This is a genomic window from Dokdonia sp. (assembly GCF_039945015.1).
Taxonomy (GTDB): Bacteria; Bacteroidota; Bacteroidia; order Flavobacteriales; family Flavobacteriaceae; genus Dokdonia.
Map to the genome: position 1 here is coordinate 297,935 of NZ_JBDUXP010000030.1, position 19,924 is coordinate 317,858.

Annotated in this window: 21 protein-coding genes; 15 read left to right on the forward strand and 6 right to left on the reverse strand. The window is 33.8% G+C overall.

The window, feature by feature from the left end; translation table 11 throughout:
• The first annotated feature begins 7 nt into the window (after positions 1 to 7).
• The 10 genes from ABJD27_RS21150 to ABJD27_RS21195 all read left to right on the forward strand — a co-directional run bounded on the left by ABJD27_RS21150 (position 8) and on the right by ABJD27_RS21195 (position 11,433).
• The gene (locus ABJD27_RS21150; RefSeq protein ID WP_348164243.1) at positions 8 to 1,666 is read left to right on the forward strand and encodes a hypothetical protein; all 1,659 of its coding nucleotides are present in this window, start codon (positions 8 to 10) and stop codon (positions 1,664 to 1,666) included.
• Positions 1,666 to 2,670, forward strand: coding sequence for a VWA domain-containing protein (locus ABJD27_RS21155; RefSeq protein WP_348164246.1), 1,005 nt, complete (start codon positions 1,666 to 1,668; stop codon positions 2,668 to 2,670). The genes ABJD27_RS21150 and ABJD27_RS21155 overlap by 1 nt, the downstream gene beginning before the upstream one ends.
• Positions 2,671 to 2,744: 74 nt before the next feature.
• Entirely contained in the window at positions 2,745 to 3,779 is a 1,035-nt protein-coding gene (locus tag ABJD27_RS21160) for a VWA domain-containing protein (protein WP_348164248.1), read from the forward strand.
• 9 nt (positions 3,780 to 3,788) lie between these two features.
• On the forward strand, positions 3,789 to 4,667 hold the full coding sequence (locus ABJD27_RS21165; protein ID WP_348164251.1) for a tetratricopeptide repeat protein: 879 nt from the start codon (positions 3,789 to 3,791) through the stop codon (positions 4,665 to 4,667).
• A gap of 15 nt (positions 4,668 to 4,682) precedes the next feature.
• Positions 4,683 to 5,666, forward strand: coding sequence for a BatD family protein (locus ABJD27_RS21170; RefSeq protein WP_348164254.1), 984 nt, complete (start codon positions 4,683 to 4,685; stop codon positions 5,664 to 5,666).
• A gap of 26 nt (positions 5,667 to 5,692) precedes the next feature.
• Positions 5,693 to 7,462, forward strand: a complete 1,770-nt coding sequence (locus ABJD27_RS21175) for a BatD family protein (protein WP_348164257.1) — start codon at positions 5,693 to 5,695, stop codon at positions 7,460 to 7,462.
• A gap of 1 nt (position 7,463) precedes the next feature.
• A complete protein-coding gene (locus ABJD27_RS21180; protein WP_348164260.1) occupies positions 7,464 to 8,237 on the forward strand; it encodes a tetratricopeptide repeat protein in 774 nt (257 codons plus the stop codon).
• A gap of 48 nt (positions 8,238 to 8,285) precedes the next feature.
• Positions 8,286 to 8,585, forward strand: a complete 300-nt coding sequence (locus ABJD27_RS21185; RefSeq protein ID WP_348164262.1) for a hypothetical protein — start codon at positions 8,286 to 8,288, stop codon at positions 8,583 to 8,585.
• A gap of 202 nt (positions 8,586 to 8,787) precedes the next feature.
• Complete coding sequence (locus tag ABJD27_RS21190; RefSeq protein WP_348164265.1) at positions 8,788 to 9,471, forward strand: carbonic anhydrase family protein; 684 nt, start codon at positions 8,788 to 8,790, stop codon at positions 9,469 to 9,471.
• An 84-nt stretch (positions 9,472 to 9,555) separates the two neighbouring features.
• Positions 9,556 to 11,433, forward strand: coding sequence for a SulP family inorganic anion transporter (locus ABJD27_RS21195; protein ID WP_348164268.1), 1,878 nt, complete (start codon positions 9,556 to 9,558; stop codon positions 11,431 to 11,433).
• Positions 11,434 to 11,482: 49 nt separating this feature from the next.
• On the opposite strand, the gene ABJD27_RS21200 is transcribed toward ABJD27_RS21195, so the two are convergent.
• The gene (locus ABJD27_RS21200; RefSeq protein ID WP_348164271.1) at positions 11,483 to 12,016 is read right to left on the reverse strand and encodes a CvpA family protein; all 534 of its coding nucleotides are present in this window, start codon (positions 12,014 to 12,016) and stop codon (positions 11,483 to 11,485) included.
• A 172-nt stretch (positions 12,017 to 12,188) separates the two neighbouring features.
• Between ABJD27_RS21200 and ABJD27_RS21205 the strand changes: the two genes are divergently transcribed.
• The 3 genes from ABJD27_RS21205 to ABJD27_RS21215 all read left to right on the forward strand — a co-directional run bounded on the left by ABJD27_RS21205 (position 12,189) and on the right by ABJD27_RS21215 (position 14,320).
• On the forward strand, positions 12,189 to 12,545 hold the full coding sequence (locus ABJD27_RS21205) for a hypothetical protein (RefSeq protein ID WP_348164274.1): 357 nt from the start codon (positions 12,189 to 12,191) through the stop codon (positions 12,543 to 12,545).
• Between the two features lie 283 nt (positions 12,546 to 12,828).
• The gene (pheS, locus tag ABJD27_RS21210; RefSeq protein WP_348164277.1) at positions 12,829 to 13,848 is read left to right on the forward strand and encodes a phenylalanine--tRNA ligase subunit alpha; all 1,020 of its coding nucleotides are present in this window, start codon (positions 12,829 to 12,831) and stop codon (positions 13,846 to 13,848) included.
• Positions 13,849 to 13,924: 76 nt separating this feature from the next.
• Positions 13,925 to 14,320, forward strand: a complete 396-nt coding sequence (locus ABJD27_RS21215; RefSeq protein WP_348164280.1) for a hypothetical protein — start codon at positions 13,925 to 13,927, stop codon at positions 14,318 to 14,320.
• A 3-nt stretch (positions 14,321 to 14,323) separates the two neighbouring features.
• Here the strand turns inward: ABJD27_RS21215 and ABJD27_RS21220 are convergent, their stop codons facing one another.
• Positions 14,324 to 15,325 carry an NAD(P)H-dependent glycerol-3-phosphate dehydrogenase gene (locus ABJD27_RS21220; protein ID WP_348164283.1) on the reverse strand — a complete coding sequence of 334 codons (1,002 nt, stop codon included), beginning with the start codon at positions 15,323 to 15,325 and terminating at the stop codon, positions 14,324 to 14,326.
• A gap of 182 nt (positions 15,326 to 15,507) precedes the next feature.
• On the opposite strand from ABJD27_RS21220, the gene ABJD27_RS21225 reads away from it, so the two are divergent.
• Both ABJD27_RS21225 and ABJD27_RS21230 read left to right on the forward strand, forming a co-directional pair.
• Positions 15,508 to 16,455 carry a nicotinic acid mononucleotide adenyltransferase gene (locus ABJD27_RS21225; RefSeq protein ID WP_348164286.1) on the forward strand — a complete coding sequence of 316 codons (948 nt, stop codon included), beginning with the start codon at positions 15,508 to 15,510 and terminating at the stop codon, positions 16,453 to 16,455.
• A gap of 335 nt (positions 16,456 to 16,790) precedes the next feature.
• Positions 16,791 to 17,393, forward strand: a complete 603-nt coding sequence (locus tag ABJD27_RS21230; RefSeq protein WP_348164289.1) for a hypothetical protein — start codon at positions 16,791 to 16,793, stop codon at positions 17,391 to 17,393.
• A gap of 87 nt (positions 17,394 to 17,480) precedes the next feature.
• On the opposite strand, the gene ABJD27_RS21235 is transcribed toward ABJD27_RS21230, so the two are convergent.
• The 4 genes from ABJD27_RS21235 to ABJD27_RS21250 are packed head-to-tail and all read right to left on the reverse strand — an operon-like array spanning position 17,481 to position 19,900.
• Positions 17,481 to 17,795, reverse strand: a complete 315-nt coding sequence (locus tag ABJD27_RS21235; RefSeq protein ID WP_348164292.1) for a hypothetical protein — start codon at positions 17,793 to 17,795, stop codon at positions 17,481 to 17,483.
• Positions 17,796 to 17,807: 12 nt separating this feature from the next.
• Positions 17,808 to 18,386, reverse strand: coding sequence for a nicotinate (nicotinamide) nucleotide adenylyltransferase (gene nadD, locus ABJD27_RS21240; RefSeq protein ID WP_348164295.1), 579 nt, complete (start codon positions 18,384 to 18,386; stop codon positions 17,808 to 17,810).
• A 24-nt stretch (positions 18,387 to 18,410) separates the two neighbouring features.
• Positions 18,411 to 19,028, reverse strand: a complete 618-nt coding sequence (gene gmk, locus ABJD27_RS21245) for a guanylate kinase (protein WP_348164298.1) — start codon at positions 19,026 to 19,028, stop codon at positions 18,411 to 18,413.
• Positions 19,029 to 19,042: 14 nt separating this feature from the next.
• A complete protein-coding gene (locus ABJD27_RS21250) occupies positions 19,043 to 19,900 on the reverse strand; it encodes a YicC/YloC family endoribonuclease (RefSeq protein WP_348164301.1) in 858 nt (285 codons plus the stop codon).
• Between the last annotated feature and the right edge of the window lie 24 nt (positions 19,901 to 19,924).

The window sequence follows — 19,924 nt, forward strand, 5'->3', positions numbered from 1 at the left end:
TAAAGAGATGACACATCCACATACTAAAATATCAAGAACAAAAAAAAGCATACATGCATTAAGCATGTCGGTATTCTTTGTTCTTTTCTCTTTTTTATCAATGCAAGCGCAGATAGAACCTGCCGTAAAAGCAAAGATAGATACTACAAGCATACTCATAGGTGAGCAAATAAACTACACGGTTACTGTTGAGGCAGATCAACTAGCAAGTGTCGTTTTTCCAGAAGGACAAACATTCTCTCCCTTAGAAATGATTGAGAGTTACAAAATAGACACCTCATTTGCACAAACCAGAATGACGCTCATCAAAAAATATGGGCTTACCCAGTTTGATAGCGGATCATATAAAATTCCAAGACAACGCATATTAATAGGAGATCGTACTATAAAAACTGATTCCTTTCAAGTAGAGGTTAATAATGTCGTTTTAGACACAGTAAACCAAGGGCTATATGATATTAAACCTGCTATAGAATTACCTACAGATTATAGTAAATTTTGGAAATACTTACTATGGATTTTACCTATTTTACTAGCCATCGCAGGATTTTTATTTTGGTTATTAAGAAGACATAAAAAACGAATTGAAGCCGAAAAATATATTCCTCCATTTGAGCAAGCAATCGCAACGCTACATCAACTCGATCAGAGTGATTTTATTGCTTCTGCAAAATATAAAGAATACTACTCAACCCTTACAGATACCGTACGTCGCTATTATGAAGAAAGAGTATATGATCGAGCTTTAGAAAGCACTACCGAAGAGCTTATACTACGTCTTATAGCAGAAAAAGATAGTGGCCATATTGATTTCAACTCAGAAACGATACAACAACTTAGTGATATTTTTAAACGTGCTGATCTCGTAAAATTTGCACGTATTAATCCACCATCAGGAAAAGCCGAAGCAGATCGTCTTGCTATAGAACAAATTGTAAAAGAAACCAAAGAAGCACTTCCAGCACCTACGGTAGAAGAGTTGATGAAAGATCAAGACTACCGAGAAGAGGTAGAGCGTAAGCGTACTAGAAAATTGTGGCTTTCAGGAATTGCCGGAGTTGCAGGTATCTTACTACTTGCTCTTGTTGCAGGAATTGCCATTAAAGGTGTTTCTGAAGTAAAAGATTTTGTCCTAGGAAACGCTACTCGTGAACTTGCTGAAGGTAATTGGGTTACAAGTGAGTATGGATATCCTAGTATTGTCATCAGTACCCCAAAAGTACTTGAACGTAAGGAAGTTCCTATACCTCAGGAAGCTCAAGGACAAGTTCAAGCTACATCTTTTGCTTGGTTTAGTGAGCCTCCTGCAATTACTATTGCACTTTTCCAAACACAATATCCCGAAGGAACAAAAGCTACGCATGAACCTATAATAGATGCTAGATTAAAATACTTTGAAGAAGCTGGGAATAAGTTCAACCTTTCTAAAAATGAAAAATTTCAAACACCTAATAACGCCGAAGGTATTAAAGTTTTTGGCTCTGGAACCACAGATTTTGCAGGTAATACAAAACCAATAGATGTAGAATACACATTTTTAATATTTGTTACTGATTCATATACGCAAGAACTATTTATAAGTTGGCCTTCTGATGACTCTTACAGTAAAGAAATTGCAGAGCGTATTCTAAACAGTGTCGAACTCCAAAAAGCCCCAACAAAATAATGTTTGATTCTATTGAATTTTCTAATCCACAGTTTTTCTGGTTGTTTCTTGCACTACCAGTTGCAATTGCATGGTATATCTGGAAACGAAAAAAACAAACCCCTTCTGTAAAACTTTCTAGTATAAAAGGGTTTAAAGCAACACATAGTATTTTACCTAAATTACGCCCTTTCTTATTCTTATTAAGATTGTTAGCCTTAGCCGCACTTATAACAGCAATGGCTCGCCCTCAAACGACAGACGTCTCTACAAAGACAAAAAGCACAAGAGGGATTGACATTATTATTGCTATTGATGTCTCTGCAAGTATGCTAGCAAAAGACTTAAGACCTAACCGTCTAGAGGCCTTAAAACTTGTTGCCGCAGATTTTATTAAAGGAAGACCTAGCGATCGTATCGGACTTGTCGAATATGCTGGAGAAAGTTATACAAAAACACCCATCACTAGTGATAAGAGTATTGTATTAACTTCGCTCAATAGTATCCGTTATAACAATATTATAGAAGGAGGAACAGCTATAGGTATGGGGCTTTCTACTTCAGTAAATCGTTTAAAGGATAGTAAAGCATTAAGTAAAGTCATCATCTTAATGACAGATGGAGTAAATAATGCTGGATTTATTGATCCAAAAATAGCAAGCGAACTCGCTTTAGAATTTGGTATTAAAACATATACTATTGGAGTAGGAACAAATGGAACCGCGTTATCTCCTGTTGCACGTAATAACAATGGGAATTTTGTGTATGATAATGTTCCTGTAGAAATAGACGAAGATCTATTAAAAGAAATTGCAGAAGTCACAGGAGGTAAATATTTCCGTGCTACAAATAATAAAAAACTGAAAGAAATATATGATGAGATAGACAAACTAGAAAAAACAGAAGTAGAAGAGTTTAAATACACCAATTACGAAGAAAAATATAGACCTCTTATTCTACTTGCAAGTATATTATTGCTTGTAGAATTACTTCTCAAGTTTACAGTGTTTAGAAGTTTCGTTTAATAAAAATACTAATTACGCTTTCGACATAGTCGAAGTTTATACTGAGCCTGTCGAAGTACGAAAGCATATACAATATGTACCTATTAGAAGAAAAAATATGGTTTTGGTTATTACTGGCAATCCCAGTCATTATCTTATTATTTTTAGGCGTGCTATTCTGGCAACGCTCTGCACAAAAACGCTTTGCAGACAGTGCTTTACTTAAAAAGCTAAGCCCAGAACGATCGCTGTTTAAACCTATACTTAAGATTTTTGTATTGAGTCTCGCTATTCTCTTCCTTGTACTTGCACTTGTAAATCCAAAAATGGGAACAAAACTAGAAACCGTAAAACGAGAAGGAGTCGATGTTGTTTTTGCAGTAGATGTATCAAAGAGTATGCTAGCAGAAGACATTGCTCCTAATAGGATGGAAAAATCCAAACAACTCGTTACTCAAATTATTAACAATCTAGGAAGTGATCGCATTGGTATCATTGCATATGCCGGTAGTGCCTATCCTCAATTACCTATTACTACAGATTATAGCAGTGCAAAGCTATTTTTAAGTCAGATGAACACCAATATGCTTTCTAGTCAAGGAACCGCTATTAGTGAAGCCATAGAGCTAGCCAAAACATATTATAATGATGAAGAGCAAACCAATAGAGTTCTTTTTATTATCTCTGACGGTGAAGATCACGTAGGAGAATTTTCTAATATTGCCGAACAAGCCAACGAAGAAGGGATTCGTATTTTTACAATTGGTGTAGGAGATTCAAATGGAGGCCCTATTCCTTTAAAACGTAACGGAATTGTACAATCTTATAAAAAAGATCAAAACGGAGAAACCGTTATTACAAAACTTGATGAACAAACCCTAAAAGATATTGCTGCAGAAGCAAATGGCGAGTATATCTATGGAAAAAACACATCAGAGGTTACAGAAAAAGTAAAAGAAATTCTTAACGGAATGAATAAAAAAGAGTTTGAAGCAAAGCAATTTGCCGATTTTAAAGATCAGTTTCAATGGTTTTTAGGAGCAGGATTGTTTCTTCTCTTTATAGATATATTTTTACTAGATCGTAAAACGAACTGGTTAAAAAAATTAAACTTATTTAATGAAAACTAAAGAAATGTTATGAAGCACCTTCTTTACATATATGCCGTTTTATGCCCTATAGCAGTATTTGCTCAGGACAAAAAGCAGGCACCTATAAATCCTTATGAAAATACGGCAAGAGAATTGGTTCTTAGCGGTAATGAATATCTAGAAGAAAAAGATGATAACGCTTTCGCGAAAGCGGAAGCCTCATACAGAGAAGCCATCTCTTTAGATCCTAAAAGCGTTCCTGCAAAATACAATGCAGGGAATAATTACTACCGTAACAAGAAGTATGAAGAAAGCACTGCTACACTTGCAAAAGCAGGTGAGGTAGCAGAAACTAAAAAAGAAAAACACAAAGCTTTTCATAATTTAGGAAACGCGTTATATCAACAAGAAAATTGGGAAGGCGCTGTAGAAGCCTATAAGAATGCCTTGCGTAATGATCCTACCGATGAAGAAACTCGTTATAATCTAATGCTTGCCAAAAAAGAAAAAGACAAAAATGGCGGTGGCGGTGGCGGCGGCGATGACGAAAATGAAAATCAAGACAAAGATCAAAATCAAGACAAAGACCAGAATAAAAAAGACGATAAAGGAGAAGGTGATCAGAAAGAAAGTGATGATGGAGAAAAAAAGGAAACTGATGATGAAGGAGAAGAAAAAGAAGATAAAGGAGAGCAGAAAGAAGATGAGAATGGTAAACCTGAAGAAAAAGATAAAGAACAATCTAGTGATAAAGGAGATGAGAAAAAAGAACAGCCTAAACAACAAGCTCCTCAACCTGGACAATTATCTCCTCAACAAGTACGTAGTCTATTAGAAGCAATGCGTAACGAAGAGCAAAAAACACAAGAAAAAATAAATGCCAAAAAGCAAAAAGGTGCAAAAATAAAAACTGAGAAAGATTGGTAAATTAATAATATCACTATGAAATTAAAATTATACATATTATTTATCCTCCTGCCTTCTATGGGAACGATATTTACACAAAATGGGCCTTTTAATACCAAAGCAGAATATGCGGAGGTAAGCATGAATGCATCTATAGACAAATCAAAACATATAGATATCGCTTCAGAAAAAATTCATGTAATCGCAGAAATTTCTAAAAGTAACCCATACCTCAATCAAGGGTTTGTTCTTGAGCATAAAATGTATGTATCTCCAGATATTAGTATTAATAACTGGAAAGAGATAGGCTCTCTAAAATTTACTAATTTCTGGAGTCAAGATATAGCTGAAAAGCCATTTAAAATACACGAAGGAAAATATAAAGGAAAACCCTACAGGTATGTCATTTTAAAGCGTACAGTCCTCTATCCTCAAAAGACAGGAGAACTTACTATAGAACCTTTAACTTTAAATATCTCTACTACGGTTCCTACAAAAGAACGTGATGCTTTTGGACGTTTTGTAACAGAAAAGATAGATATTACCGTTGCCTCAGAAAATAAAATTGTAGATGTCAAGCCTCTTCCACTGGAAGGAAAGCCAAATAACTTTACTGGAGCTGTAGGAACATTTGATTTTACTGTAAAAACAGATAAAAACCCATTACATACCTCAGAAATATTCCAAATAAGTGTAACTGTAAAAGGAAATGGAAACTTACCTCTTTTTAATCTTCCAAACCCTAATGTATCTAATAAATTAAAGGTATCTCAACTAGAAAGTGCAGATGAAATTCGTTCAGACCTAACTGGAGTTAATGGCTTGAAAAAAAACGTATATATCTTAAAGGTTATTACACATAATGAAAAATATACTATTGCTCCTATAACATTTAATTACTTCAATCCAAAAACAGAACGTTATGAAAGTAAAACCTCTGATGAATATGTAATAGAGGTGACAAGTAATGGGAAACAAGAAATTCGAGGAAAAATAAACAAGAAAAATAAAAATCATTAAAAGGTGAGTAAATCCTTAATATCACTATGAAATTAAAATTGTACATATTCTTTATCATGTTACTTTCTATAGCAACAGTAACCGCACAAGATGTGTCTTTTGTTGCCAAAGTAAATAAGAAAAAACTTGGTATTAATGAACGATTACGTGTTGATTTTGAAATAAATCAAGACGGTGACAACTTCAAGAGACCTAGCTTTGAAGGATTTAAAGTCTTCTCAGGACCTAATCAATCTGTAAGTAGAAGTTATATTAATGGGAAAGGGACATATTCTAAAACATTTAGTTATACACTTATTCCTACAAAACGAGGAAAGTTTACTATTAATCAAGCAGAGATTACCATTAATGGGGAAATCTATAAATCCCCTCCTATAGAGGTTACTGTTACCGCTGCTGTAAATAAGCCCAAAGATGGTAACGATGCAGCTTATATTGCCTCAGAAAACATACATCTTGTTGCCGAAATCTCTAAAACAAATCCATACCTCAATCAAGCATTTACTGTTGTCTATAAATTATATGTATCACAAAACACCAGTGTAAGCAATTGGAGAGAGATAGATTCTCCAAAATTTGCCGACTTCTGGAGTCAAAATATCGATGAGAAACAATTTAAAATTTATGAAGGAGAATATCAGGGAGAACCATATCGTTATGTCATCTTAAGACGTACTGTTCTGTACCCTCAAAAGACGGGAAAACTTAATATAGAACCTTTAAGTCTTAGTGTTTCTGTTGCTGTTCCAACAACTAGGCGTGATATTTTTGGGCGATTCTTAACTCAAAATGCGAATATTACCGTCTCTGCAAAAAATAGAACTATACAAGTAAAACCATTACCCATAGATGGAAAACCTGATGATTTTACAGGAGCCGTTGGTGATTTTGATTTTACTGTTACTACAGATAAAAAAACACTAGATGCTTCAGAAGCATTTCAATTAAGTGTAGAAGCAAAAGGAAACGGAAATTTAAAACTCTTTGATCTTCCCAAGCCTAATTTACCTAGTAAACTTGAAGTGTATGAACCTGAAAATGCAGACAAAGTACGCACAAATCTAGGCGGAATGAGTGGGTTAAAAAAGAACACCTATACTGTTGTTCCTGCTTTTAAAGGAAAATATCCTATCCCTTCGATTTCTTTTAGTTATTTCGACCCTAAAACAGAGCGTTATGAGCGCAAAACCTCTAGTGAGATTGTGGTAGAAGTACTCAATGGTCCTGTAGATGTAAACGCTTCTAGTACAACAACGCCAAATACCACAAATAAACAACAAGTAGTTTCGGCAGATAAGCAGTTTGCTTATATAAAATCTACTGCAAATCTGCAATCTATTACAAAAAAACAATTCTTTAAATCTGGATTATTCTGGGCATTAACGGGAATTCCTTTCTTACTAATCCCAATCGCAATGATTGTGCGCAAAAAACGACAAGCATACTCTAATGATGTGCAAGGCAATCGCATTAGAAAAGCAGATAAGCTTGCTCGTAAATTTTTAAGCGAAGCAAAAAAGAATTTAGGAAGTCAAAAAGAGTTTTACATTGCTATGGAACGCGCACTTCATAACTACTTAAAAGCAAAACTTAATATACAAACTAGTGAGATGAGTAAAGATCGTATCACTAGACTCCTTAAAGAACGTGAAGTAGATGAGTCTACAACTATTGAGTTTATAAGCTTGCTTGAAAGTTGTGAGTTTGCTCGTTACACCCCTGCAAGTAGTGTCGCTATGCAACAGGATTATGACAAAGCAGTTCGTGTAATATCAACGATAGATAAACAGTTATAAGATGGCAAAAATTTCAAAAACCTTTCTTGTTGTCGTAACTTTTCTTTTAAGTTGCACAACGTACGCACAACAAACAGAGCTACTTTTTAAAGCAGGTAATGATCATTATGCTCAAGGTAGATTTCAAGAAGCTATAGACGCTTATAAGAGAATTCTAGATCAAAAAGTGGAGTCTGCCGCACTCTATTATAATCTAGCAAATGCTCATTACAAATTAAATAATGTAGCACCTACGGTTTATTATTATGAAAAAGCATTACAACTGGCTCCTGCAGATTCAGATATACGAAACAATGCTGCTTTTGCAGAAAACATGAAAATTGATGCTATAGAATCCTTACCAGAAAACACCCTTCAAGTCTGGGCACAAAAAATACTTGGGTTACTCACGTCTGATGGATGGGCAAAAGCTACAGTATTATTTGTATTTCTATTTGTACTTAGTTTTTTAGGATACTATTTTGCCTTTAATACAGGGAAAAAACGTTTTTTCTTTATAACATCTTCTATAGTCCTTATTTTAGGCATTACTAGTTTAAGTTTTGCTTATACCGCTTTCGCGAAAGCGAAACAAGATAATCCCGCTATTGTATTTGCTCCAAAATCAGAAGTAAAAAGCGAACCTAATCTTTCTAGCACCCTAGCGTTTACATTACATGAAGGAACAAAGATTTTAGTACTAGAAGAAGTAAATGATTGGAATCGTATCAAACTCATAGACGGAAAAACTGGATGGATTCCAAAAACAGATATAAAATTGCTTAATAATTTTTAAAGCTACTTTAACAAAAATATATCTTAAAACCAGTATTTTTGCTACCTCATGCGAGGTATTGTTATCATATTACTTTCTTTTTTATTATCCCTATCTATATTAGGGCCTTCAGTTCTTGTGCTCTTAGATAATCACTCAGATATTGAGGTTGCATTAGAACTCGGAGAAGAAGAGAATAAGAAAGAAAACATAAAGGAACTTGATCTAAAGAATAGTTTTTTTCAATCACATTCTGACCCCGTAATTGCAAACATTCATGCATCTGCTTTAAATAGTGCCTACTATTTGCACTTTTATGGCACCTACGTTATAGATGTAAAATCTCCTCCTCCTGAGGATATTGCTTAGATTTAAAATTGTAGTTATTACAATTCATTTAAACCTCACTCAATCAACAATTAATAATTGAAAGCAATAGCTTTCTAAAAGTAAGATACTGTATCTGTTTTCACAAAACAACACATACAGATCTAACTATACAACAAGGAATTAACCATATTCTATTGTATTATTTAACTCATAACCAATAACTTGGTATAATAAAAAAAATATGAATACACCACCATTACCACCTGAAGGAACACAAACTGAAGAGTCTCAAAAAAATATGACTCCACAGTCTACTATTGAAAGATTAAGAGAAGGAAACAATAGGTATGTAAAGAACAAACAAGTACAACGTGATTATTCAGATCAAAGAGATATTACAAAAGGAGGACAATATCCATATGCAGTCGTATTAAGTTGTATTGATTCTCGTGTTCCTGTAGAGACCGTTTTTGATCAAGGGATCGGTGATATTTTCAGTGCTCGTGTCGCAGGAAATGTTGTTAGTCCAGATATTACAGCAAGTATAGAATATGGATGTAAAGTTGCAGGATCAAAGCTTGTTCTTGTATTAGGACATACTTCTTGCGGTGCTGTTAAAACAGCTATACAAGATGCAAATGCTACAAATCCTTTACAACTAGGAAGTATTAGATCATTACTAGATGGTATTAAACCATCAGTGCACGCGGTACATACTAATGAAGAAGATGAGCGTACATATACTAATGAAGATTTCTTTAGAGCTGTAGTCGATAAAAATGTAGAACTCACTATTAAAAACTTACGTAACGATTCTCCAATCTTAAAAGAGATGGAAGATAATGGCGATATTAAAATTATAGGAGCTGTTTATAACGTGAGTACTGGAAAAGTAAATTTACCTGAAAAGGGAGATGTAGTTTAATTTTTTTCTTGAAGATAAGGACAGGTATTTGCCACTTATTTTCTGTTTACTTAGTTAAAAAATCACATTTTAAAAACAATATACGTGAACAATTTTTTTAAACATTTTAAAGGAGATGCCCTAGGAGGCATCACGGCAGGAATTGTAGCATTACCATTAGCACTAGCCTTTGGAGTATCTTCCGGATTAGGACCTAGTGCAGGACTTTATGGAGCTATTATTATTGCATTTTTTGCTGCTTTTTTTGGAGGTACCTCAACTCAAATATCTGGACCTACAGCACCGATGACCGCTGTAAGTATGGTGATTATAGCTGGTATTGTAGCAGCAAATGATGGAGATATAAATAAGGCATTGCCTGCCATTCTCACTGTATTTTTACTTGCTGGACTTTTTCAAATCGGACTTGGAATTCTCGGTATAGGAAAATATATAAAGTACATTCCATATCCCGTAGTTTCTGGATTTATGACGGCCATTGGAGTCATGATTTTATTTACTCAAATCCAACCTTTAATAGGTTATAATGCAGCTGAAGATTCTGCTCTTATAGAGAAATTTACACCTCAGGCAGAAGAAGTATTACTTGATAAAATTCTAAAAGAAGAAGCAGGTGAAGGCATTATGGTACTTGAGGATTTTGAAGAAACTATCAAACGTGCCAAAGCCGTAGGAAAAGACGCTATCAAGTTGGAAGCAGTAGCCTTAGCCAAAGATTATGGAAAAGGTGTTACTGGAAATTTAAAAGTCTTGCCCTATGCTATTAAATCTATCCGTTGGCTTGAAGTTATACTTGCATTAGCTACTATTTTTATAATATATGGTTTTAAACGAATAACAAAGGCCATCCCTAGTGCATTGGTCGCTCTTATAGTGGTCTCTGGTGTTGCTTATTTTGCAAAATTGGATTACCTCCCTATAGAAGAAATTCCTCCAGGGTTACCAGATTTTAATTATGAGATCTTCACAGGGTTTAGTTTTAGTGCTATTTCTCCATATATATTGACCGCTTTGTCGCTAGCGTTCTTAGGAGCAATAGATTCTTTACTTACTTCTGTCGTTGCAGACAATATGACGAAGACCAAGCACAAGCCTAATAAAGAACTTATAGGTCAAGGAATTGGAAACTCTATTGCATCTGTTTTTGGAGGAATCCCAGGAGCTGGAGCAACGATTCGTACTGTCGTTAATATAAATGCAGGAGGAAAGACACGTCTTTCAGGGATGATCGCTGGAATATTATTATTTGTTATTTTACTAGCTTTAGGGCCGGTTGCTTCAAAAATACCAGCAGCTGTACTAGCAGGTATCTTAATTACAGTAGGAATTGGGGTTATGGATTATAAAGGTCTTAAAGCCATTCCTAACTTACCTAGGGATTTAAATATTTTAGGCCTTAAACTAAGTTCTGAAGTCATCATTATGCTTATCGTGTTATGTTTATCTGTATTTTGGGATTTAATAAATGCAGTAGGTATAGGTCTTGTATTATCTTCCTTGATCTTCATGAAAAAAATGGGAGATTTTACAGCTTCACAATCTAAGGTACTTGATCTTAAAGCTTCTGAAGAAAATGAACCTTTATGGAGCGATGAGATTTCTTTTCCTGAAAACCTAAAAGAAGAAATTTTTATTAAGCATCTAAGCGGTCCTTTATTCTTTGGCTACACAAGTGAATTTCAACAATTATCACAGCAAATTCCTAGTACAGCTAGTCATGTAATTTTACGTATGGATAACGTACCGTATATGGATCAATCTGGAGTATATGCTGTAGAAGATATTGTACTAGCTCTAGAACAACAAAATATACATACTCATATTGTAGGAGTTCAAAAACAACCTCAATATATGATGGAACGTATAGACATTATTCCCGATTTAATTCCTAAACAATGTGTATTTGATACTTTTGATGAGTGTATCACATATTTAAAAACATTTGTGAAGGATGTAGTATAATGCTGTATACGCTTTCGCGAAAGCGCACTGACAAAAACACAAGAGGGGTCTATTTAGATCCCTCTTCATCTTTATCTGGATTATAAATATTTTCTTCTTTTGCTTTTTCAAGAATAGAAGGTAAAATAGCTGGTGCAATAGATCTTACTGGATTAAAAAGTAAGGATTCTTCCATAGCTTCTTCACTCACAAAACCTATACGCTCATTTGCGGCATTTAAAAACATAATAACAACACTTAATAAAAAAGCATATTTAAGAACGGCAAACGCAGCTCCTGCAATCTTATTTATAACTCCTAACATTGCAAAATCTGCAATCTTTGTCAGGAGTTTTCCAGCCATAGATACAACTACTACAATAATAATAAACGTAATAGCAAACGCAGAAAGATTAATTATTTGCTCACTCCAAGACGTTTTATCTACAAGCCAGTCTCCTACAAAATGAGAAAAATAAATGGCACCAAAAATCCCTGCAATAAGACCTACTAGTGAAGCTAGCTCTACAAAAAGACCTTTACGTAATCCTTGTATAGCTCCTAAAATGAGAATAATCCCAAAAACAATATCGATTGTATTCATAAGATAAAGATAATAATTTAAGCCACTTTATACATGTAGGATTCATTATGAAGATTATCTTTGTTTAGCTTCAAATTAGGTAATAAGGCTTTGCGATAGATATAGAAAACGCAATAAAACAAAGAATCTTATAAAAATAGATTTTATAGTACTTATCCTGAGTTTATAAATTATGGCAAGAGACGAACAATTAAAAGAACGATGGGAGGTTGTTGTAAAACGACTTTCAGAGCGTTTTGCAGAAGGAGATACACTTGACCTTGATAGTATTATCTATCTTATCGGGATTCAAGAATTAGGGCAATTAGGGAGAGTTTTTAAAAAAGACGAAAAAGTAAATTTAATGCATATCGCAATATGTAGATTACTTGAACCTTTTGGTTATTATCAGTTTGACTATGAAGATCCTGAAGGATGGCCTCATTACAAAATATTGGAACCACTACCACCTTTAAAAGCCGGAGAACAACAAATCTTAATGAAAGAAGCTATCGTACAATACTTTATAGAGAAAGAGCTTATTTCATAATCTATTCTTATGGGGTTAGACGTGCGCAAACCTTCTTATAAATCTCATTGTTGGCAGATTAGTGGTTTCTAGAAACATCCTACTAAGACTAGCGTTAAGAGGTAATAAGTTATACTAAAAAGAACATATTGCTACACCAATAATATCTTGGCCTTTTAAAATAGTATTGATGGTAAAAAATCTATCCAAATAGAAAAAATCATTATTCTCTACATATACACTACAAATACTCGTTTTTTACTAAATTTGCACCTCCCGAATTTAAAAGGGTAAATTAATAGCTATGCTAGACAAGATCAAAGAACATATAGCAAAAGTAGAAGCCTTTTCTGCCTCTACTCTAGAAGATGTAGAAGCTTTCAGAATCAAATATTCTGGAAGAAATGGTGTCGTAAATGATTTTATGGCAGAGTTTCGCAATGTCCCTAATGAGCTTAAAAAAGATTACGGACAAGTCGTTAATAAACTCAAGACTGTAGCATTAGAGAAGGTAAATACTCTTAAAGAAGCTCTTGAAGATACGAATGATACTGCTAGTACTATTAATGATCTTTCTCGTCCGGGAGAGCCTATTTCTATAGGAGCTCGTCACCCTATTTCTATTGTAAAAAATCAGATTATAGATATTTTTTCTCGTATTGGATTTAATGTATCTGAAGGTCCAGAGATTGAGGATGATTGGCATAACTTTACAGCATTAAACTTACCAGAATATCACCCAGCTCGTGATATGCAGGATACGTTCTTTATTCAAACAAATCCAGATGTATTATTACGTACACATACCTCATCAGTACAAGTGCGTTATATGGAAAATAATAAACCGCCTATACGTACAATTTCTCCAGGACGTGTATATCGTAATGAGGCTATAAGTGGACGTTCTCATTGTTTTTTCCATCAAGTAGAAGGTTTATATATTGATAAAGATGTTTCGTTTGCAGATTTAAAACAAACACTACAGTACTTCACTACAGAAATGTTTGGAAAAAGTAAGATAAGATTACGTCCTTCTTACTTTCCATTTACAGAACCTAGCGCTGAGGTAGATGTATATTGGGGACTAGAAACAGAAACCGATTACAAAATGACCAAAGGAACGGGTTGGCTTGAAATTATGGGGTGCGGAATGGTAGACCCTAATGTACTAGAAAATTGTGGTATCGATAGTAAGGAATATAGCGGTTTTGCATTTGGTATGGGAATCGATCGTATTGCTTTATTACTGCATCAAATTTCTGACATTCGTATGCTTAGTGAGAATGATATCCGATTCTTAGAGCAATTTAAAAGCGCTTTATAAATAGTTTGCTTTCGCGAAAGCGTGATACAACAACACCCTATATTTATAAATCATAGCCACCGCAATTAGTTAGAATATGCGTAAAGATATTGAGATTCCAGAAGTAAAAGATGTATATGTCGCTGCTGTCAAAGAATTTAATGAAAAATTCAAAACAGAAGATTGGAATGCTTACATCATAAATGATGGAAAAGAACCTTTAGAGATTGTTCTTATTACTGTACAAGGATATAGTGACACCCAGATGACTACACATATGCGTCATAAAATTGCACTATTACCTGCAAAGGGGTTTGCTAAAATTGAGTTTATAGAAGAAAGTGTATTTAAGCTAGATAACTTTTACTCAATTACCTACTTCCTTAATAATAAGATGTACGAAAAACGTTGGGAATTTCCTGCAAACAGTATTAAAGAAGCAAATCTAGCTTCTATTCCTGTGATGAGTAAGAAAGGAGTGCTAGCTAAATAATGATTAATCCAGCTTATCTGTAAGCTTCTTAAAGACCTTATTAGGATCTTTTCCTTTATATAAAATACTATGCACAGCTTCTATAATGGGAATACGTGCCTTTTTCTCTCGAGTGTTATTGAGGTCTAAAGCACTTTTTGCAGCATAATATCCTTCAGCAACCATAGACATTTCCATCTGTGCACTCTTTACAGTATATCCCTTCCCAATCATATTACCAAACATTCTATTTCTACTAAAAACAGAATATCCAGTTACTAATAAGTCACCGAGATAAGCAGACCCATTGATATCACGTTTCATTTTATGAGCACGTTTTACATATCTTTTAATCTCACGTATTGCGTTACTCATTAAGACACTTTGAAAATTATCTCCATATCCCAATCCATGAGCTATTCCAGCTGCAATAGCATATATGTTTTTTAATGTCGCTGCATATTCTATTCCTATAATATCATCACTTGTCTTACATTTTATATAATGACAAGAAAGGTGATCTGCAACTGTTTGTGCTATTTCTTCTTTTGCACAGGCTATGGTTAGATAGGACAATCGTTCTAAAGCAACTTCTTCTGCGTGACAAGGCCCAGAAATTACGCCTATACGATCAAAAGGAATATTATAAACGTCATGAAAATGAGCTCCTACGAGTTTGCCACTTTCTGGCATAATCCCTTTAATAGCAGAAAATATAATTTTTTTATCAAGAGATACCTTTAAATTTTTAAGCTCTCCTCCTACAAAAGCAGACGGAACTGCAAATACAAGAATATCTGCATGCGCTACAATCTCATTAATGTCGTTACTCAACAATAGCTGATTAGGATCAAACTCAACAGCGCTTAAATAACTAGGGTTGTGTTGTTCTCTTTTTAAATGTTCTATAGCATATACGCTTCGCATATACCAACCTACTTGGTCTACGTTTTCGCAAAGCATTTTTACAATAGCTGTTGCCCAACTTCCGCCGCCTATAACCCCAAACTTAGGTTTTCCTTTCATTTACATATAATTATACAGTTTTGTAAAAATAAGACATTTTTTATCATTGTCGGCGTAGGGTTTGGTCTAAGTACGCTTTCGCGAAAGCATAAACATGTATATTCAAATAACTGATAAACAGTTGTTTACATTTTTGGCACGCCATTTGGTTTTATATAAGCAAATCAAAAAACAGAAAGATTATGAAGACGATCAAACTCCTTTCGGCATTTGCACTAGTTGCAATTTTATTTACTTCTTGTCATACAGAAGTAATTATTGAAGACGATATCGTGGTAGATACACCCGTTATTACATTAAATGATGTACTTAATGACTATGAAATATGGTATGTAGATATTAATCGTTCATCGGGTAATACGGTGATTCCATTTTTACAAAAGGCATTTACAATCTCTTTTAGAAACGGAAACATCTTTGCAAATAATAACCTTTCTGGAATTGGTAGTAATGGTGGTGGTTTTGGAATAGATGTAGGATATTATGATACTTATAACTTTGAACTCGATGCTCATCACGATTTAGATGGTGGATATAGTTTTGATGTAAGACAATTATCTGGTAATGAGATAGAATTACGTCATACAACATCTGGAGCTCGTTATATATTGGTAGGTTACCAGAGAAGTACTTTTGATTATGATCTTGTATTCTATGAGAATATCCATTATTTCTTACAAGAGTTTCAAGCATGGGAAAAAATATATACAAGTGATGAAGGAACTATTAATGCTTTTGATAATGAAAACTTCTTGCAGTTTCTTCCAGCAGGTCAAAGTGGAAACTTCAGAAGCTCTGAAGACACAAACGGCACGACTATTGATAATATATTTTGGGATTATGACGGGATTTATGATGTAGATGATATTGCCGGAGATTTGTATCAAAAAACTTTAACATTAGATTATAATTTTCCAGACAATGAATTTTTTGAACTCACCGTTATAAATGATGAAATGATAGAGCTGTATCAGGTTAGTTCTGGAACAACATATCAATTTAGAGGAAAAGGATATATAGAGTTTAGATATCTAGAACCTGGAAAAGCATCTCCAAAATTCAGAAAGAAAACGGAGGACATTAAAAAAGAAATAGAAGCTCTTAAAGCAAAAAAGCTCAAAAGAAGCTAGAAGATATAAAAATTTTGGTTGGTTATTTAGTTTGAAACCGCTCACCTAAGTGTTAATTAGTGTGGGCGGTTTCTTTTTTTATTGCTTTACATAGAGAACAAAAACAACACATTAAACAATAGTTTTAGATTTTATAATACACAATTAATTACCCAAAATAACTATTAGATTAAAAATACAGTAGGTAAACTACTATAGTATCAATAAATAATTTAACAAAATACTTGTGAATAATTCATTTACTGTGTATTTGATCGAAAAAAGCATGTTTTTTATCGATTTTATGAATCACTTCCTGTAGCTTTAGACTGATTAACCCCAAATCAATTTATATCATGAAGAAAATTACATTACAAATCTTTGCATTAGTAACATTATTAATGCTCAGTTGTTCCCCAGACCAAATTGAAGGTGACACATTAAACCTTACTCTTGATCCTAATTTTAGAGTTTATGAATCTAGTATTAAAGATTTAGATAATCAAAATAAGAATATGGAGGATGAATTTTGTCTTACTGTAAACCTTATTGCTGGTCAACATCATATAGCAGGAACAGTCACTGTAGCTATAGATGGAGAAGATTTAATCATCACGTATACAACAAACGAAGATTGGATCATTGATGCAACACATCTAAGTATTGGTAACTGTGCAGAACAAACGATTCCTACCACTGGTTCTGGAAATCCAAAAGTAGGTCGCTTTGAGCATTCAACGACACATAGCGATGGCACAAATGTCGTTACATATGTTCTTAATGCTTCTGTACTAGATGACAATTATTGCTTTGCTGCACATGCTGAAGTCTCTGGACCAACGGGAGGAGAAACAGCTTGGGCAGAAGGTGAGGATTTTGAAGGTAATAATTGGGCAATGTATGTAAGTGCATTATTATCTGATTGTGTATCTGATGGACCACCTCCTGTCATTTTTTAAAACTTTAATTATATCTTAAAAAAAAGAGGTTGCCTTAAAAGGCAACCTCTTTTTTTTAAAAACAGTGTTAAACCATATATTCTAATACTAGTTTAAAGATGGAGATATCAACTCTTTTATAAGTAACAGTATATATACAAATGAAGCCATTGCAAGAATAACCGCTATTACTTTTTTAAAAGAATGTATTTCGTTTTTTGCTTTAATGATGGTATATATACAAGCAAGACCGCAAAACACACATACAACCAAGATTGTTATAAATAGCCCTATAGGGACTTTAGTATCAGTAATCCTTTTTACTCCTTGTAATAAACTAATTACAAGAAACGAGATCAAAGCAATGACTCCAAAATAATAAGAGCGCCTTGAATATGGATTTTCTATATCTAGTTTTGGCATTTTGAGATGTTATTATTTATAAAAATGCATCTCATCAAGGTATTGGTATACCTCAGCAGGTAGTAAAGGTCTTATATTCTTACGCTCTTTAATCCCATTACGTATCATTGTAGAAGAAATTTCCATAATAGGAGCAGCTACTTTATGTATTTTAGGGTGATCATCAAATCGTGTTTCTACTACACCTTCTGAAATACGAGGATATACATATAGTTCATGACTTTCTAGAATCACTTCATAATTTTTCCATTTATGGAAACTTTTTAGATTGTCTTCGCCCATAATAAGACAAAACTCATAAGAAGGATACTTTTCTTGAAGGTGAGCAAGCGTATTTACGGTATAGTTAGGTTGTGGTAAATCAAACTCTATAGTACTCGCATTAATTTTAGGGTACTCTTCCAATGCTCTTTGCACCATCTGATAACGGTGATGGTTATCTAACAAGCTGCTTTTTTTCTTAAAAGGGTTATGCGGAGTAATTACCATCCAGATTTTATCTAGATCACTGTACTCTGCCATATGATTTGCAATAGCAAGATGTCCTACATGAATGGGGTTAAATGTCCCAAAATACAATCCTATTTTCATACTGATTATTAGGGCTTGTTTTATTTATTCCTCTTCCTCTTCATCTCTGCGTAGAGGGATTTTGATAAAATCTGCAACAACATCTTCTGCTTCTTCAAGAGCATTCTCTAGATGATCATTAAGTATAATATGGTCAAATTGAGGCGCAGTAGCAAGCTCTGCAGAAGCTTTTGCGATACGCATATTGATTTTATCTTCGCTTTCTGTACTACGATCTTTTAAACGTCTTTTTAATTCATCTATACTAGGTGGTTTTACAAAAATAGCAATTGTTCTTTCTGGAAATTTTCTTTTAATGCGTAATCCTCCGGAAACATCAATATCAAAAATCACATGTTTTCCTAAAGACCAGATACGATGTACTTCTTCTTTAAGCGTTCCATAAAAACTATCTCTATAGACTTCTTCCCATTCTAAAAAATCTTCATCCTTGATATGTTGTTTAAACTCTTTAAAAGACATAAAATAATAGTCTTTACTATGTTTTTCTTCTCCTCTAGGTTCTCTATTTGTTGCAGAAATACTAAACTTAAGATTAAGTTCTTCTTGTTTTAATAGATGCCGTACAATTGTAGTTTTACCACTTCCTGAAGGAGCCGAAAAAACAATAAGTTTACCTGAATGTTGGTTTATTTTTGTCACGTCTTACTTCTATATTAAAGTACGTTAAGCATTTGCTCTTTTACTTTCTCTAGTTCGTCTTTCATTTGTACAACAAGTTGTTGCATGGGTGCGTAATTAGATTTTGAACCTATTGTATTAATCTCACGACCTATTTCCTGACTTATAAAGCCTAGTTTTTTACCATTAGAGTTATCAGAATCTAATGCTTCTGTAAAATAATCTAAATGATTCTTAAGACGTACTTTCTCTTCTGTGATGTCGTATTTTTCTAGATAATAGATAAGTTCTTGTTCAAAACGATTCTCATCAAGCTCTATCTTAAGATCTGCGACTGCTTTTTCTAGCCTTACCTTTACACTATCTAAGCGATCTACATCCATTACTACAACATTTTCTAGTAAGGTTTGTAAATTCTTAATGCGTAATTCAAACTCTCCTTTTAAAGAAGCACCTTCATCAGATCTATATATATTTATCTCTTTTAAAGCTGTATCAAGTGTTTCTACAATGCTCTTATACTCGCCTTCATTCATCTCTTCACGCTCTACTTTTAACGCATCAGGAAGTCGCACAGCCATTTTCAATAACTCAATAGAATCACTGTTTGCTACATTTCCTAATTGTCGCATGTATTCTTTTACAATACCCTCATTTACTTTGGTGTTGGTATTCTCTCCTGTACTCTCTACATACAATGCAAAGTCTACTTTTCCTCTTACCAAGGATTTTGCAACAAGATTACGCATGGCAAGTTCTTTTTCTCTATATGTAGATGGAATACGAGCATTAAGATCAAGACTTTTACTGTTAAGTGACTTAATCTCAATGGTGATTTTTTTTCCGGGAAGTTGTACAACACTTTTCCCAAAGCCAGTCATTGATTTTATCATAAGACAAATATAACAGTTTTGGAA

What these genes read in the sequence shown, in the direction of transcription:
- ABJD27_RS21150 (WP_348164243.1), top strand. Translation starts at nt 8, where the DNA reads ATGACACATCCACATACTAAAATATCAAGAACAAAAAAAAGCATACAT.
- ABJD27_RS21155 (WP_348164246.1), top strand. Translation starts at nt 1,666, where the DNA reads ATGTTTGATTCTATTGAATTTTCTAATCCACAGTTTTTCTGGTTGTTT.
- ABJD27_RS21160 (WP_348164248.1), top strand. Translation starts at nt 2,745, where the DNA reads ATGTACCTATTAGAAGAAAAAATATGGTTTTGGTTATTACTGGCAATC.
- ABJD27_RS21165 (WP_348164251.1), top strand. Translation starts at nt 3,789, where the DNA reads ATGAAGCACCTTCTTTACATATATGCCGTTTTATGCCCTATAGCAGTA.
- ABJD27_RS21170 (WP_348164254.1), top strand. Translation starts at nt 4,683, where the DNA reads ATGAAATTAAAATTATACATATTATTTATCCTCCTGCCTTCTATGGGA.
- ABJD27_RS21175 (WP_348164257.1), top strand. Translation starts at nt 5,693, where the DNA reads ATGAAATTAAAATTGTACATATTCTTTATCATGTTACTTTCTATAGCA.
- ABJD27_RS21180 (WP_348164260.1), top strand. Translation starts at nt 7,464, where the DNA reads ATGGCAAAAATTTCAAAAACCTTTCTTGTTGTCGTAACTTTTCTTTTA.
- ABJD27_RS21185 (WP_348164262.1), top strand. Translation starts at nt 8,286, where the DNA reads ATGCGAGGTATTGTTATCATATTACTTTCTTTTTTATTATCCCTATCT.
- ABJD27_RS21190 (WP_348164265.1), top strand. Translation starts at nt 8,788, where the DNA reads ATGAATACACCACCATTACCACCTGAAGGAACACAAACTGAAGAGTCT.
- ABJD27_RS21200 (WP_348164271.1), bottom strand. Translation starts at nt 12,016, where the DNA reads ATGAATACAATCGATATTGTTTTTGGGATTATTCTCATTTTAGGAGCT.
- ABJD27_RS21205 (WP_348164274.1), top strand. Translation starts at nt 12,189, where the DNA reads ATGGCAAGAGACGAACAATTAAAAGAACGATGGGAGGTTGTTGTAAAA.
- pheS (WP_348164277.1), top strand. Translation starts at nt 12,829, where the DNA reads ATGCTAGACAAGATCAAAGAACATATAGCAAAAGTAGAAGCCTTTTCT.
- ABJD27_RS21215 (WP_348164280.1), top strand. Translation starts at nt 13,925, where the DNA reads ATGCGTAAAGATATTGAGATTCCAGAAGTAAAAGATGTATATGTCGCT.
- ABJD27_RS21220 (WP_348164283.1), bottom strand. Translation starts at nt 15,325, where the DNA reads ATGAAAGGAAAACCTAAGTTTGGGGTTATAGGCGGCGGAAGTTGGGCA.
- ABJD27_RS21225 (WP_348164286.1), top strand. Translation starts at nt 15,508, where the DNA reads ATGAAGACGATCAAACTCCTTTCGGCATTTGCACTAGTTGCAATTTTA.
- ABJD27_RS21230 (WP_348164289.1), top strand. Translation starts at nt 16,791, where the DNA reads ATGAAGAAAATTACATTACAAATCTTTGCATTAGTAACATTATTAATG.
- ABJD27_RS21235 (WP_348164292.1), bottom strand. Translation starts at nt 17,795, where the DNA reads ATGCCAAAACTAGATATAGAAAATCCATATTCAAGGCGCTCTTATTAT.
- nadD (WP_348164295.1), bottom strand. Translation starts at nt 18,386, where the DNA reads ATGAAAATAGGATTGTATTTTGGGACATTTAACCCCATTCATGTAGGA.
- ABJD27_RS21250 (WP_348164301.1), bottom strand. Translation starts at nt 19,900, where the DNA reads ATGATAAAATCAATGACTGGCTTTGGGAAAAGTGTTGTACAACTTCCC.